The following is a 14070-nucleotide window of genomic DNA, read 5'->3' as shown; positions in this document are numbered from 1 at the left end:
CATGCTGACCGAGGAACAGACCCTGCTGCTCGAGGCCGCCGGCGGCTTCTTCGCCGAACAGGCGCCGGTCGCCTTGCGCCGCCGGGTTCGCGACGACCGGAAGAGCAAGGGCGTCGACGCCGGCCTGTGGCGCGCCATGGGCGAGATGGGCTTCGCCGGGGTGCTGGTTCCAGAGGCCGACGGCGGGTCGGGTCTCGGCCCGGTTGAGGCGGGGCTGATCGCCCTGGCGGCGGGGCGGACGCTAGCGCCCAGCCCATTCCTGTCCAGCGGCGTCATGGCGGCGGCGGCCCTGGCCGGCGGCGGCGAAGCGGAACGTCTGGGCGCCCTGGCGGCGGGTGAGGCGGTGATCGGCCTCGCCGTCGATGAGGAGGGCCGTCACGCGCCTGATCGCCTGACCTGTCAGGCCGAGGCCAGCGGCAACGGCTGTCGTCTGACCGGGGCCAAGACCTTCGTGCTGGACGGCGCGGCGGCGGATGCCTTCGTGGTCGCGGCTGCGGACGCGGAGGGCGCGGGTCTTTTCCTGGTCGAGGGGGGCGCGGACGGCCTGACGCGGGAGACGGACGTGCTGTTGGACGGCTCCCAATCCGCGCGGCTGGCGCTGGAGGGGGCGCCCGCCCAGCGGCTGGGCGGGGCGGACCTGGTGGAACGCTTCCTTAGCCTCGGCCGCGCCTGCGCCGCCGCCGAGATGACCGGGCTGGCGGAAGGCGTCTTCGCCCTCACCGGCGAGCACCTGCGCACGAGGAAGCAGTTCGGGGTCGAGATCGGCCGCTTCCAGGCCCTGCAACACCGGGCCGCGCACCTGTTCTGCGAGATCGAGCTGGCCCGCGCGGGGACCCTGAAGGCCCTGCGCCTGCTGGAGGCGGACGCCGCGGACGCCGCCTTCGCCGTGGCCGCCGCCAAGGCCAAGGCCGGCCAGGTCGCCGCCCTGGCCGTGCAGGAGGCAGTGCAGATGCACGGCGGCATGGGCATGACCGACGAGGCCGATCCGGGGCTCTACATGAAGCGGCAGCGTCTTCTGGACCGCCTGCTCGGCGATGCGGACCAGCAGCGGGAGTTGGCGGCGCGGGCGCTCGGATACTGAGGATTCCGCAAGTCCGGTCGTTCTGACGCAGGCTTTGTGACAGGGATTTAATGTCTGGCGCGTTCCTCGGGGACTATCGTCCCGCCCGCTTGGGGAGGAACGATCCATGAAATTCAGACATCTGATGTTGGCCACGGTCGCGGCCGTTCTGGCCAGCCAGCCGGTCGTGGCGCAGACGCCCGCTCAGGCGCCCGCTCAGGCGCCCGCCCAGACCGCGGCCGATCCGCTGGCCTCGCCCCAGTTCGGCGAGTGGGGCCTGGACCTGACCGGCATGAACACCTCGATCCGGCCGGGCGACGACTTCTTCCAGTGGGCCAACGGCGGCTGGCTGGAGCGCACCGAAATCCCGGCTGACCGTTCGCGTTGGGGGAACTTCCACGTCTTGCGCGCGCTGTCCGACGCGCGCGTGCGCGACATCATCGAGACTTCCGCCTCGTCCCAGAACCCCAGCGCCGATCAGCGGCTGATCGGTTCCTTCTATCGCAGCTTCATGGACGAGGCGCGTCTGGAGAACCTGGGCGCCCAGCCGATCCGGGACGAGCTGGCCGAAATCCGCAACGCCTCTGAACGCGGCGCCCTGGCGCGGTTGATGGGCCGCGCCTTCACCGATTTCCACCCGACCCTGTTCGGCGGCTACGTGAGCGCCGACGCCAATGATCCCACGCGCAATGTGGTGTGGACCAGCCAGGGCGGGCTCGGTCTGCCAGACCGCGACTACTATCTGGAGGACCGGTTCGCCGAGACGCGAGCGGCCTATCAGGCCCATATCGCCCGCATGCTGGGCATGATCGGCTGGGATCAGCCCGAGGCCGCCGCCGCGCAGGTCATGGCGTTCGAAACCGCCCTCGCCCGCGAACACTGGACGTCGGCCCAAAGCCGCGACGACACCGCCACCTATAACCGCCGCAGCCTCGCCGAGCTTGAGGCGCAGGCGCCCGGCTTTGACTGGCGCGCTTATCAGCAGGCGGCGGGCTTCGCCGCCCAGGATTTCACGATCGTGGCGCAACCCACCGCGTTCGCCGGCATGGCTCGGGTGTGGAGCGAGACCCCCGTCGATGTGCTGCAGGCCTGGATGGCGTTCCAGTACGCGAACAACGCCGCGCCCTACCTGTCATCGGCCTTCGTGGAGGCCAACTTCGACTTCAACGGCAAGACCCTGAGCGGCCAGCCCCAGAACGCGCCACGCTGGCGCCGGGGGGTCGATCTGGTCAACAACAACATCAATCACGCCGTCGGCCGCCTCTATGCGGACCGCTACTACACCGCTGAAAGCCGGGCCCAGATGGCGGACCTGATCGCCAACCTGCGCCGCGCGCTGGAGGTTCGCATCGGCCAGTTCGACTGGATGAGCGATCCGACCAAGCAGGAGGCGCTGACCAAGCTGTCGAAGTTCGGCACGAATATCGGCGCGCCGCCGCGCTGGCGCGACTTCAGCGAGCTGCAGCTGAGCGACGATGATCTGGTGGGCAACATCCAGCGGGCCAACCAGCTGAACTGGACCTACAATCTCTGGCAGCTGGGCCAGCCCGTCGATCGCGAGGAATGGACCCGCGGACCGCAGCTGGTGAACGCCTGGTACCGTCCCACGCGGAACGACATCACCTTCCCGGCCGCCATTCTGGAGCCGCCCTTCTTCGATCCGGACGCCGATCCGGCCATCAACTACGGCGCCATCGGCGGCGTGATCGGTCACGAAATCAGCCACGGTTTCGACGATCAGGGCCGCAAATCGGACGGCGACGGCCGCCTGCGCGATTGGTGGACGCCCGACGACGCCGCCCGCTTCCAGGTGCAGGCCGACCGGCTGGGCGCCCAGTACGAGGCCCTGCCCATGTTCCCGGACGCCCACATCAACGGCGAGCTGACCATGGGCGAGAACATCGCCGACCTGGCCGGCCTGACCATGGCGCTGGAGGCCTATCGCATGTCGCTGAACGGCCGCCCGGCGCCCGTCATCAACGGCCTGACCGGCGAGCAGCGCGTCTTCCTGGGCTGGGCTCAGGTGTGGCGCAGCAAGGACCGCGAGGCCTTCGCCCGCCAGTTGCTGGTCTCGGACCCGCACGCGCCGGCCTTCGCCCGCGTCAATGGCGTGGTGCGCAACATGGACGCCTGGTACGAGGCCTTCAACATCCAGCCCGGCGATCCGATGTACATCCCGCCGGAACAGCGCGTGCGCCTCTGGTAAGGCCGACATCTTCGTGAGACGGGAAAGGCCGGGTTCGACGAGAGCCCGGCCTTTTTCTCGCCTGCTGGAGACCCCGTTGGAGCCGCCCGTACTCTCGACCCCGCGCCTGATCCTGAGGCCGCACGCCGTATCGGACTTCGACGACCTGCACCGGCTGTGGAGCCACCCGGTGGTGAGCCAGGCCATCGGTCTGCCCACGCCTCGGCCGGACGAGACCTGGTCGCGCCTGCTGCGCTATGCGGGCGGCTGGCGGCTGCTGGGCTTCGGCATGTTCGCCGTCACCGACAGGGCCAGCGGCGCCTTCATCGGCGACATGGGTCTGTTCGAGGCGCGGCGGCCGCTGACGCCCGGCTTCGGCGGCGCGCCCGAGGCCGGCTGGGCGCTGCTGCCGGAACACCACGGCAAGGGCCTGGCGAGCGAGGCCCTCAGCGCCGTGCTGGCCTGGGCCGATGCGCGCGGCGTCGAGCGCACCGCCTGCATGATCACGCCTGACAACCCCGCCTCGCTGCGCACGGCGGCCCGCGCGGGGTATGTGGAGTACGCCCGCACAACCTTTCACGAAGCCGAGGTGGCGCTGCTCGAAAGGCGCAGGCCAGGGTGATCCGTCCGGCCCGGTTCGCGTAACGTCAGGCGCGGCGTTTTCGCCACCCCCTCAGGTGCGGTTTCCGCTTTACGGCCTTCAACGTGAGGGCCAATAGACCGGCTGGGTTCGCACCCCTCTTGACGGAGTTCCGGCTGCCTTGAACGCCCCCTATACACCCCCGCCGTCGCGTACGAACGCCCGCTTCGCCGCACTGGCGCGGCGTCACTGGTTCCTGGCGCTGGCGCTGGGGTTGATCCTGGTGATGGCGCTGGCGGTGCTGCTGCGGCTGACGGCGGGCGGCGCGGAAGAGAAGGGTCCGGGCGGACCGGGCGGACCCGGCGGTCGGGCGCAGACGGTCAGCCTGATCCAGGTGCAGCCGCGCGAGTTCCGCGACCGGCTGGAGGCGCTGGGCGCGGCCAGCGGCCTGAGGTCCGTCGAGATCACCTCGGCCGCCACGGAACTGGTGGCGCGCGTCTATTTCACCGACGGCCAGCGCGTGCGCGCCGGCCAGCCCCTGATCCAGCTGCAGGCGGGCGAAGAGAGCGCCGCCATCGCCGCCGCCAGCGCCGACCTGAATCAGGCCGAGCGCGACCTGGCCCGCTGGCGCGACCTGGCTGAGCGCGGCATCGCCGCGCCCGCGCGGCTGGAACAGGCGGAGACCGATTTCGAGAACGCCCGGACCCGGCTGGAAGGCGCCCAGGCGCGGTTTGGCGACCGGGTCATCCGCGCGCCCTTCTCGGGCGTCATGGGCCTGACGGACGTAACCCCCGGCACGCTGGTCAATCCGGGCACGGTGATCGCCACCCTGGACGACCTGTCCTCGATCCGCGTGGACTTCCCGGTGCCCGAGCGGCGGGTTTCGGCCCTGCGCGCAGGTCTGCCCATAACGGCGCGCGCCGACGCCCTGCCGGGCCGTGAGTTCCCGGGCGCCATCCGCCTGCTGGACACCCGCATCGATGAGCAGAACCGGTCCCTGACGGCGCGCGCCGTTCTGCCCAACGCCGATGGCGCCCTGCGTCCCGGCATGCTGGTGCGCGTCAGCATCGACCAGGGCGTGCGCACGTCCCTGGCGGCCCCGGAGCAGGCGGTGCTGTTCGAGGGCGATCAGGCCTATGTCTTCCGCGCCGTCCAGGGCCCCGACGGGATGACCGCCCAGCGGGTGCTGGTCGAAACCGGCGCCATCGAGGGCGGCTTCGTCGAGATCCTGGCCGGGGTCGGTCCGGGCGAGCGCATCGTGGTGGGCGGGCTGAACCGGCTGCAGCCGGGCGCGCCGATCCGCGTGAACGGCGCCGGCGGCGGGCGGGCCCCGGCGGGCAAGCGCCCATGATGCTGTCCGACATCGCGGTGAAGCGGCCGGTCCTGGCCGCCGTGGCCGCCATCGTCCTGTGCGTGATCGGGGCGGCGGCCTTCTTCGCCCTGCCGGTGCGCGAGCTGCCCAATATCGACCCGCCCGTGGTGTCGATCTCGACGGCCTACAACGGCGCCTCGGCCGAGGTGATCGAGAGCCGCATCACCGAGCCCATCGAACAGCAGGTCTCGGGCCTGCAGGGCGTGGAGCGGATCACCTCGTCCAGCCGCGATGGGCGCAGCCGCGTGACCATCGAGTTCGCCCTGGACCGCGACATCGACGCCGCCGCCAACGACGTGCGCGACCGGGTCAGCCGGGTGGCGGGCCGTCTGCCCGACCAGGCCGAGCCGCCCCAGGTGGCCAAGGCCGACGCCGACTCCTCGCCCATCATGATCGTCTTCCTGCGCTCGACCGGCATGAGCCGCATGGAGCTGACCGACTACGCCGAGCGCTATCTGGTGGAGCGATTCTCGACCGTGCCGGGCGTGGCGACGGTCAACATCTTCGGCGAGCAGCGCTACGCCATGCGCATCTGGCTGGACCCGGACGCCCTGGCCGCCAATCGCCTGACCGTGCAGGACGTGGAGGCGGCCCTGACCGCCCAGAATGTGGAGCTGCCCGCCGGCGCCCTGGAATCGGATCAGCGCGACTACACGGTGCGCGTGGCGCGCAGCTACAGCCGCCCGGAGCAGTTCGCGACCCTGCCCGTCGGCCAGCCCGGCGAGGGCGGCTATGTCACCCGCCTGGGCGATGTGGCGCGCATCGAGGAGGCCCCGGCCGAGCCGCGCCGCCTGTTCCGGGGCAACGGCATGGACCAGATCGGCCTGGCCGTGACGCGCCAGTCCCAGGCCAACGACCTCCAGATCTCCGAAGGCGTCCGCGCCGCCATTGAGGAGGTGCGCCCGAGCCTGCCGGAGGGCGCGACGCTGGAGGTCGGATCGGACAACTCGGTCTTCACCTCCCACGCCATCGAGGAGGTGTGGATCACCATCGGCATCGCCCTGGTGCTGGTGGCCATCGTCAACTTCGTCTTCCTGGGCACGCTGAGGGCCGCCCTGATCCCGTCCATCGTCGCGCCCATCTGCCTTCTGGCGACCTTTATCGTTCTTGCGCCGCTGGGCTTTTCGCTGAACCTGTTGACCCTGCTCGGGCTGGTGCTGGCCATCGGCCTGGTGGTGGACGACGCCATCGTCGTGACCGAGAACATCCAGCGCCGCATCGACATGGGCGAGCCGCCGGTGATCGCGGCCCAGCGCGGGGCGCGCCAGGTCTTCTTCGCCGTCATCGCCACCACCGTGGTGCTGATCTCGGTCTTCGCGCCGCTGATGTTCCTGCCCGGCTATGTGGGACGGCTGTTCGTCGAGCTGGCCGCCGCCATCGCCGCCGCCGTGGCCTTTTCGGCCTTCCTGGCCCTGACGCTGTCGCCCATGCTGGCGTCGAAGCTGCTGCGCCCCGCCAGCGGACAGGGCCTGGTCGCCCGCAAGGTCGACGCGGCCATGGAGGGGCTGAAGGCGTCGTATCGCGGCTCGCTTGAAGCCCTGATCGGCCGCCGCGCGGCTGTCTGGGGGGCGGGCGCGACGGTGGCGCTGGTGGCCCTGGGCGCCTGGGGCATGTTCGCGATCCTTCCCAACGAGCTGACGCCCGCCGAGGATCGGGGCCGGGTCATCGTGCGCGCCGAAGGCCCCGAAGGCACCGGCTTTGACGCCACGCGCACGGTGATGCTGGACATCGAGACGGCCCTGAACGCCTACCGCCAGGCGGGCGAGGCCGACAGCTACCTCGTTTCGGCGCCTGGCTTCGGCGGCGGCAGTTTCAACACCGGCAACGGCGTCCTGGGTCTGAAGGACTGGGGCGAGCGCACCACGTCGGCTGATGATATCGCTCGTGACCTGAACCGGCGCCTGTCCGGCATCACGGCGGCGCGGGTCAACGCCAACGTGCCGGGCCCCTTCCAGCGCGGCGGCGGCGGCAACGGCGTCGACCTGATCCTGACCGGGCCGGACTACAACCAGATCTATCAGGCCATGCAGCCGATCCTGGACGCCGCCCGCGACGCCCCAGCCCTGAGCCGGCCGCGCATCGACTACGAGCCGAACGCGCCGCGGGTGCTGGTCAATGTGGACCCCGAGCGGGCCGCCTCGCTGGGCGTCTCGTCCCAGACCGTGGGCCGCACGCTGGAGACCATGTTCGGGGCGCGGCGGGCCACCACCTATATCCGCGGCGGCAAGGAGTACGACGTCATCCTGCAGACCGACCGGGCCAACCGGCAGAACCTGTCGGACCTGGACCGCCTGTACGTACGCACGGCCCAGGGCGGGGTGACGCCCCTGGCCTCGGTGGTCGAGACTCGCGCCAGCGGCGACACGCCCGACCGGCGCCGTCTGGACCGCCAGCGCGCCATCACCCTGTCGGCGGACGTGGCCGACGGCTACACGGTCGCCCAGGCGGTGGAGTTCCTGCAGGACCAGGCGCGCATTCACGCCCCCAACCTGACGCCGCGCTGGGGCGGCCAGGCGCGCGAGCTGCAGGAGGCGGGCGGCGCGGTCGCCCTGGCCTTCGGCCTGGCGCTGCTGCTCGTCTTTCTGGCCCTGGCCGCCCAGTTCGAAAGCTGGATCAGCCCGGCGGTCATCATGCTGACCGTGCCGCTGGCGGCGGCCGGGGGGCTGTTCGGCCTGGTCATGGCCGGGTCCAGCCTGAACGTCTATTCGCAGATCGGCCTGATCATCCTGATCGGGGTGGCGGCCAAGAACGGCATCCTCATCGTCGAGTTCGCCAACCAGCTGCGCGACCAGGGCCGCACCCTGCGCCAGGCGGTGATCGAGGCCTCGGCCCTGCGCCTGCGGCCCATCATCATGACCTCGATCGCCACGGCCTTCGGGGCTCTGCCGCTGGTCCTGTGGCAGGGGGCGGGGGCGGGCAGCCGCCAGACCATCGGCGTGGTCATCTTCGCGGGCGCGATGTTCGCCACCCTGCTGACCCTGTTCATCGCGCCGGTCTTTTATGCGGTCTTCGGGCGCTTCACGAAGAGTCCCGAGCACACCGCCAAGGTCATCGAGGAATTTGAGGCCGAAGAGGCGTCTTCAGCCGCCCAGCCGGCCCAGTAGCTCGCGCGCGAACACCGTCAGGGTGTCGTCCCGCGCGCCCATGACGACGATGCGGTCGCCTGCCGTGGCCAGCTGGACAAGCCGATCGCCGCAGTCGGCGCGGCTCGGCTGCGCCTCGGCCCTGACGCCGCGCGCGGTCAGGTCGCCCACCAGATCGGCGGTCGAGACCGAGCGGTCCACCGTGCCGCCCTGATAGACGGGCTCGGGCATCAGCAGCACATCCTCCGGGTTCAGGTCGCGCACGAAGCCTTCGACGAAGGCCTGGCGCATCAGGCGCAGGGGGCCGTAGCCGTGCGGCTGAAACATCACCAGCAGCCGCCCGGGAAAGGCGTGCAGGGTGGCCAGGGTGGCGGCGATCTTGTCGGGGTTGTGGGCGAAGTCGTCGATGATCGTGACGCCGCCGCTCTCGCCGATGGTCTCAAGCCGACGCCGCACGCCGGTGAAGCCCTCAAGCGCGGCGACGGCCTCGTCCAACGACACACCGGCCGCCTGCACCGCCAACAGAGCGGCCAGGCCGTTGCCGACGTTGTGGGCGCCCGGAACCTTCAGTCGCACGCGCCTTGTCCGGCCGGTCGCGCGCTCGAGCAGGTCGAAGGCGACGCCGTCCGCCAGAGGCAGCAGATCCCCGGCTGACAGGTCGGCCTGATCGTTCTCGAGGCTGAAGGTGCGCGCTCGGCCGCCGAGGCCCTGGGCCAGCGCGGCGGTCTCTTCGTTGTCGAGGTTGAGCACCGCCGTCTGCGCCTTTCGGGTGAAATCGCCGAAGAGGTCGCGCAACTCGTCCAGGCTCTTGTGGTCGAGCGAGACGTTGGTGACCACCGCCACGGTCGGATCGTAGAGAGCGATGGAGCCGTCGCTCTCGTCCACCTCGGCGACGAAGGCCTCGCCCTGGCCCGCCAGGGCGGCGGCGAAGGGCCGGTCGGGCCCCACGAAGTTGGTCATGTCCGCGCCGTTGACGATGGTGGGGTCGCGCCCGGCCTGGTGCATCATCCAGCCTGTCATGGCGGTGACGGTGGACTTGCCGCTGGTGCCCGCCACGCCGATGCGCAGGGCCGCCTGGTTGAACAGGCGCGACAGCAACTCGGCCCGCTTGATGACCGGCGCGCCGGCCGCGCGGGCGGCCTGCACGTCCGGGATGGTCTCCTCCACGGCGCTGGAGACCACCAGGGTCTGGTCGGCCGATGTCAGGCCTGAGCCGTCCTGGGGAAACAGGCGCACCCCTTGCGCCTCAAGCCAGGCGAAGCGCTCGCCATTGCGGCCCTGGTCGCGCGAGCGGTCCGACCCGGCGACGCGATCCCCTCGCGAAAGGGCGATGGCCGCCAGGGGCGCCATGCCGCTGCCGCCGACGCCACAGAAGAACCAGGATCGCTGCTCGCTCATGGCTGGGTCTGATAAGGTGCGCCCGCGCGCCGGGCAATGAGGCGATTCCGGCCGCATGAAGGGGGCAAGTCCGCATGGTCCGTATCGGCGTCGTCGCCACCGCTTCGCGTCTCGCGCCGGGGACCGAGGCCGCCGTGCAGGACATCGCCAGGGGCCTGTTCTCGCCCGGCGAGGCCGAGATCGTCTTTCATCCCAGCGGGAACCGTGCGGCGGGCCACTTCGCCGGCGATGACGCGGCGCGCGCCGAGGCCTTTCTCGACGTGGCCAACGACCCCGGCTTCGACGCCCTGTGGTTCGCGCGCGGCGGCTATGGCAGCTGCCGTCTGCTGGACCGGGTCATGCCCGGGTTGAACAGGACGGCGCGAAACAAGACCTATCTGGGCTATTCGGACGCCGGCACGCTGCTGGGCGCGCTCTATTCGGCGGGATTCGGCGGCGTGGCGCACGGTCCCATGGCGCAGGACGCCCTGCGCCCTGGCGGCGAGGCGGCGGTGGTCCGGGCGCTGAACTGGCTGGTCCGGCGCGATCCTGAGGGGCTTGAGCCTTCGGACGACGGAGCGCCGCGCGCGGCCTTCAACCTGGTGATCCTGAACCACCTTCTGGGCACGCCGTGGATGCCGGATCTGTCCGGCCATGTGCTGATGATCGAAGAGGTGTCCGAGCACCTCTACCGCATCGACCGCGACCTGTGGCAGCTGACCTCCAGCCCCGCGCTGAAGGGCCTGAAGGGCATTCGGCTGGGGCGGGTGTCGGACATCCCCGAGAACGATCCGCCCTTCGGCCAGACGCCCGAGGAGATCGTGCGCCACTGGTGCGACCGGGCGGGCGTTCCTTTCCTCGGACCAGCCGACATCGGCCACGACATCGGCAACCGCATCGTGCCCTTCGGCTAGAAGCCGAGCGCGCGGCGCACCTCGCGCCAGTCGACCAGCTTGTAGTTCTGACGCGCGCGGCGGGTGGAGGCCTCCTCGCCCTCGGCATCGACGTCGTCCTGCATGACCACGAGGCCGGCCGGGAACGGTCCCACCTGACCTCCCAGGGCCGCGACCCCGTCGGTGCCCGTGACCCCATCGACGCCGTTCGCCGCCGCGGGCGAGAAGCGTCCGAGGTAGGCTAGTTCCGGGCCATCCGCGCGCCAGACCGCAAAGGCGCTGTCGCCCTGGCTGGAAGCGATGAGGAAACTCTCGGTCCCGTCGTGCAACAGGGTGAGCCCCTCCACGTCCGGGACCAGCATGGCGGAGGGCGCCTCGGCCACCAGCCGACCTTCGTCAGGCGCATTCAGGTCGAACTGCCAGACGCCGCGCGCCTCTTCGCCGATGTAGAGGCGGCCGCGCGCATCATCGACGACGCAGCCCTCCACCTGGGTGGCCAGGCCGAAGCGACGTTCCTCGTGCGTGACCACCCGGCCCTGCGTGTCGGCCGAGACGCGGACCTGGCGCACCTGACCGTCGGTGCTGTTGACGATGACGACATAGTCGCCGGTGTGGGCGCGGCGGCCCATGCACAGGCCATAGGGCTCGGTCAGGTCCAGAGGCACGAGACCCCAGGGGGTCAGCTCCAGCGTGTCCGGGTTGAGCAGGTAGAGCGCCGCGCCCATGCGGCCGCGGTCGCTGGCGGCGACCAGAACGCGCTCTCCCTGGGGGGTCGGGAAGCCGCCGCGCAGGTCGACATTGTTCAGCCGCCCGTCCGGAATGAAGGCGCGCACAGCGCCGTCGAACCCATAGACGTAGAGCCCGGCCTGCTTGTCAGTGCCCAGGATGACGCCCCGCGACGGATCGCGCGGATCGACCCAGATCTCCGGGTCGTCGGCGGCGTCGGCGCGGGTGGTGCCGACGGCCTGTGTCTCGCCCGCCACGGGCACGGGGGTTCCTGCGCCCACCGCCATGCGGCGGCTGTCTGAGAACAGTTCCGGGTCCAGGGCGGCGCATCCTGAAATCACAAGGAAAGCCGAAGTCAGGGACGCCAGCCGTGAAATATTCCCATTGCTGTACTGACACGAAATCATCACTGGCCCTCCGAACAGCTCAGCCATATTGCGCCTCGGGAAAGACCACACCGGTCCAGACTGGTCAATGACCAGTCGATAACATTGGGGCGACAAGAATATGAAAGTCTCTAAGCTGATCATGACGGGCGCTGCGGCCCCCTTGATCATGGCCTCCCACGCCTTCGCGGCGGATGGCGACCAGGCCCAGAACACCGCCGAGAACCAGCCGACGGCGGTGCAGGAGATCATCGTCACGGCTCAGCCGGTGTTCCGCAACCGCACCGACGACGTGGTGCCGACCCTGTCCTACGACCTGGAGTACTTCCAACGCTTCGAGCCGCTGACCGTGGGGGACGCCCTGCGCCGCGTGCCCAGCGTCACCTTCCTGTCGGATGTGATCGAGTCGGACGGTGCGCGCCTGCGCGGCCTGGACCCGGGCTACACCCAGATCCTAATCAACGGCGACCGCGTGCCGGGCGCCGGCGTCGACCGCTCCTTCTTCGTGGACCGTATCCCCGCCGAACTGATCGAGCGGGTCGAGGTGGTGCGCGCTCCGTCGGCCCGCCGCTCGGGCGATGCGGTGGCCGGCGCCATCAACATCGTGCTGCGCGACGCCTACACCCTGGAAGGCGGCTATCTCCGTTTCGGCGGTCTGCGCTTTGACGACGGCCGGGTCGTCCCGACCTTCGGCGCCGTCTGGGGCGGCGAGGTGGGCCCGGGCGGCCGCCTGCTGCTGGGCATGAACGTTCAGGGCCGCCGCAATCCCAAGTCCAAGACCAGCTGGCGCTTCGATGAGCCAGGCGGCACGCTGGACAATATCGAGCTGCAGTCCGACATCCGCGACGGCATGGATTACTCGTTCAACGCCGCCTACGAGCAGCCTCTGTTCGGCGGCGCGCTGGAGCTGTCGGGCGCCTACGTCCTGACCAGCCGCGACGAGGTCGAGAACTCCTACGAGTACCAGGACGGCGTTCTGACCAGCCCGAACCTGCTGACCTACAACAATCAGGTCGAGGATATCAGCTCCACCAACTGGTCCACCCGCGCCCGCTGGGAGCGCGAGATGTTCGGCGGCGAAAGCCGCATCCGCCTGACGCACGCCCGCTACAACGACGACATTTCCTCGGTCGAGGCGGAGTCTGAGTATCTGCGCGACGCCACGCCCTTCCCGGACGAGGACCGCTACACCGTCGATCAGGAGCTGACCGATCTGGATGACCGCGAGACCGGGCTGCGCCTCGAGCATGAGCGGGACCTGGCGCCGGGCCTGTCCATGGAGTTCGGCGTCGACCTCACCTGGAAGGAGCGCGAGACCCTGGTGCAGGAGGCGGACCGCATCCGCTTCAACGTGCCGAACGGCGGGCCCCGCCCGGCCGTGCCGCCGCTCACCGGCCATGCGCCCGTGCCTGGCGGCGACAACACCATCGAGGAAGACCGCGTCGAGCCCTACGTCGTCCTGGCGGGCGAGAGCGGCCGCCTGACCTGGGAAGCCGGCGTGCGTCTGGACCAGAGCGAGATCACCATCACGGACCGCACGGCCGGAACGGTGACGGAGACCGACGAGGACATCATCCTGCCTTCGGCCTCGCTGCGCTTCCAGCTGAACGAGACGGATCGGCTGATCGTGTCGGCGGGCCGCACCCTGCGCCGTCCCAGCTTCAACCACCTGTCTCCGGCCTTGCTCGAGGAGGAGTACGGCGACGACGACTTCATCGGCAACCCGAACCTCCAGGCCGAGACCGCCTGGGGCGTCGATGTGGGCGTGGAGCGTCGCCTGGGCCGCCGCGGCGTCATGGGCCTGAACGTCTTCTACCGCTCGGTCGAGGATTTGATCGAGGACGTGGACACCGGCGCCGTGGGCTCGGGCGGAGCGGGCACGTCCGTCTTTAGCGTCGACAACGTCGGCGACGGCAGCGTCTGGGGCGTCGAGTTCGACCTGTCCACGCCGCTGACGGTCCTGGACATGGAGAACACCGGGGTCTTCCTGAACCTGTCATGGCTGGACAGCGAGATCACCGACTTCGCCGGGGAGCGCCGCTTCAACGGCCAGTCGGACTATGTCCTGAGCGCGGGCTTCACCCACGACATCCCGACCTGGAACATGGCCTTCGGCGCCACCTACTACCAGCAGGGCGACGCCTTTGACCGCGTGGCTACCGAGGAGGTCTACACCTCGTACGGCGACAACCTGGACCTGTTCGTCGAGCGCCGCTTCGGCCGCAACTTCGTGCTGCGCCTGACCGGCTCGAACCTGCTGAACGCGTCGAAGGACGAGACCTTCCACAAGTTCGACAGCATCGCTGACCAGCTGGCCCGCGATTACGACGAGTTCGAACTGGAGTCGGAAGAGGCGGGCCCGGTCTGGCAGCTGGTGGCGCGCTACGCCTTCTAAACCAGAGTCTTTT

Annotated in this window: 9 protein-coding genes; 7 read left to right on the top strand and 2 right to left on the bottom strand. The window is 70.2% G+C overall.

Features of this window, described 5'->3' with window-relative positions; translation table 11 throughout:
- Position 1 precedes the first annotated feature (1 nt).
- The 5 genes from Q0812_RS12095 to Q0812_RS12075 all read left to right on the top strand — a co-directional run bounded on the left by Q0812_RS12095 (position 2) and on the right by Q0812_RS12075 (position 8301).
- The gene (locus Q0812_RS12095) at positions 2-1081 is read left to right on the top strand and encodes an acyl-CoA dehydrogenase family protein (RefSeq protein ID WP_302110595.1); all 1080 of its coding nucleotides are present in this window, start codon (positions 2-4) and stop codon (positions 1079-1081) included.
- Positions 1082-1187: 106 nt separating this feature from the next.
- Positions 1188-3266 carry a M13 family metallopeptidase gene (locus tag Q0812_RS12090; RefSeq protein ID WP_302110594.1) on the top strand — a complete coding sequence of 693 codons (2079 nt, stop codon included), beginning with the start codon at positions 1188-1190 and terminating at the stop codon, positions 3264-3266.
- A 76-nt stretch (positions 3267-3342) separates the two neighbouring features.
- Complete coding sequence (locus Q0812_RS12085; protein ID WP_302110593.1) at positions 3343-3867, top strand: GNAT family N-acetyltransferase; 525 nt, start codon at positions 3343-3345, stop codon at positions 3865-3867.
- Between the two features lie 139 nt (positions 3868-4006).
- Positions 4007-5176, top strand: coding sequence for an efflux RND transporter periplasmic adaptor subunit (locus Q0812_RS12080; protein ID WP_302110592.1), 1170 nt, complete (start codon positions 4007-4009; stop codon positions 5174-5176).
- Entirely contained in the window at positions 5176-8301 is a 3126-nt protein-coding gene (locus tag Q0812_RS12075) for an efflux RND transporter permease subunit (protein WP_302110656.1), read from the top strand. Before Q0812_RS12080 ends, Q0812_RS12075 begins: the two co-directional genes overlap by 1 nt.
- On the opposite strand, the gene Q0812_RS12070 is transcribed toward Q0812_RS12075, so the two are convergent.
- Positions 8278-9678 carry a UDP-N-acetylmuramate--L-alanine ligase gene (locus tag Q0812_RS12070; protein ID WP_302110591.1) on the bottom strand — a complete coding sequence of 467 codons (1401 nt, stop codon included), beginning with the start codon at positions 9676-9678 and terminating at the stop codon, positions 8278-8280. The two genes, Q0812_RS12075 and Q0812_RS12070, sit on opposite strands and share 24 nt — an antisense overlap.
- Positions 9679-9752: 74 nt before the next feature.
- Between Q0812_RS12070 and Q0812_RS12065 the strand changes: the two genes are divergently transcribed.
- Positions 9753-10571, top strand: coding sequence for an LD-carboxypeptidase (locus Q0812_RS12065; protein ID WP_302110590.1), 819 nt, complete (start codon positions 9753-9755; stop codon positions 10569-10571).
- Here the strand turns inward: Q0812_RS12065 and Q0812_RS12060 are convergent.
- Entirely contained in the window at positions 10568-11683 is a 1116-nt protein-coding gene (locus tag Q0812_RS12060) for a phytase (protein WP_302110589.1), read from the bottom strand. The genes Q0812_RS12065 and Q0812_RS12060 overlap by 4 nt on opposite strands.
- Before the next feature lie 100 nt (positions 11684-11783).
- On the opposite strand from Q0812_RS12060, the gene Q0812_RS12055 reads away from it, so the two are divergent.
- On the top strand, positions 11784-14057 hold the full coding sequence (locus tag Q0812_RS12055) for a TonB-dependent receptor plug domain-containing protein (RefSeq protein WP_302110588.1): 2274 nt from the start codon (positions 11784-11786) through the stop codon (positions 14055-14057).
- Positions 14058-14070: the final 13 nt, after the last annotated feature.

The organism is Peiella sedimenti, assembly GCF_030504955.1.
GTDB lineage: Bacteria > Pseudomonadota > Alphaproteobacteria > Caulobacterales > Caulobacteraceae > Brevundimonas > Brevundimonas sedimenti.
Note: the sequence above shows the minus strand (reverse complement) of the source record. Positions and strands in the feature narration are given on the sequence as shown.

Coding starts and splice junctions, on each gene's coding strand:
- Q0812_RS12095 (WP_302110595.1), top strand. CDS start 2: ATGCTGACCGAGGAACAGACCCTGCTGCTCGAGGCCGCCGGCGGCTTC.
- Q0812_RS12090 (WP_302110594.1), top strand. CDS start 1,188: ATGAAATTCAGACATCTGATGTTGGCCACGGTCGCGGCCGTTCTGGCC.
- Q0812_RS12075 (WP_302110656.1), top strand. CDS start 5,176: ATGCTGTCCGACATCGCGGTGAAGCGGCCGGTCCTGGCCGCCGTGGCC.
- Q0812_RS12070 (WP_302110591.1), bottom strand. CDS start 9,678: ATGAGCGAGCAGCGATCCTGGTTCTTCTGTGGCGTCGGCGGCAGCGGC.
- Q0812_RS12065 (WP_302110590.1), top strand. CDS start 9,753: ATGGTCCGTATCGGCGTCGTCGCCACCGCTTCGCGTCTCGCGCCGGGG.
- Q0812_RS12060 (WP_302110589.1), bottom strand. CDS start 11,683: ATGATTTCGTGTCAGTACAGCAATGGGAATATTTCACGGCTGGCGTCC.
- Q0812_RS12055 (WP_302110588.1), top strand. CDS start 11,784: ATGAAAGTCTCTAAGCTGATCATGACGGGCGCTGCGGCCCCCTTGATC.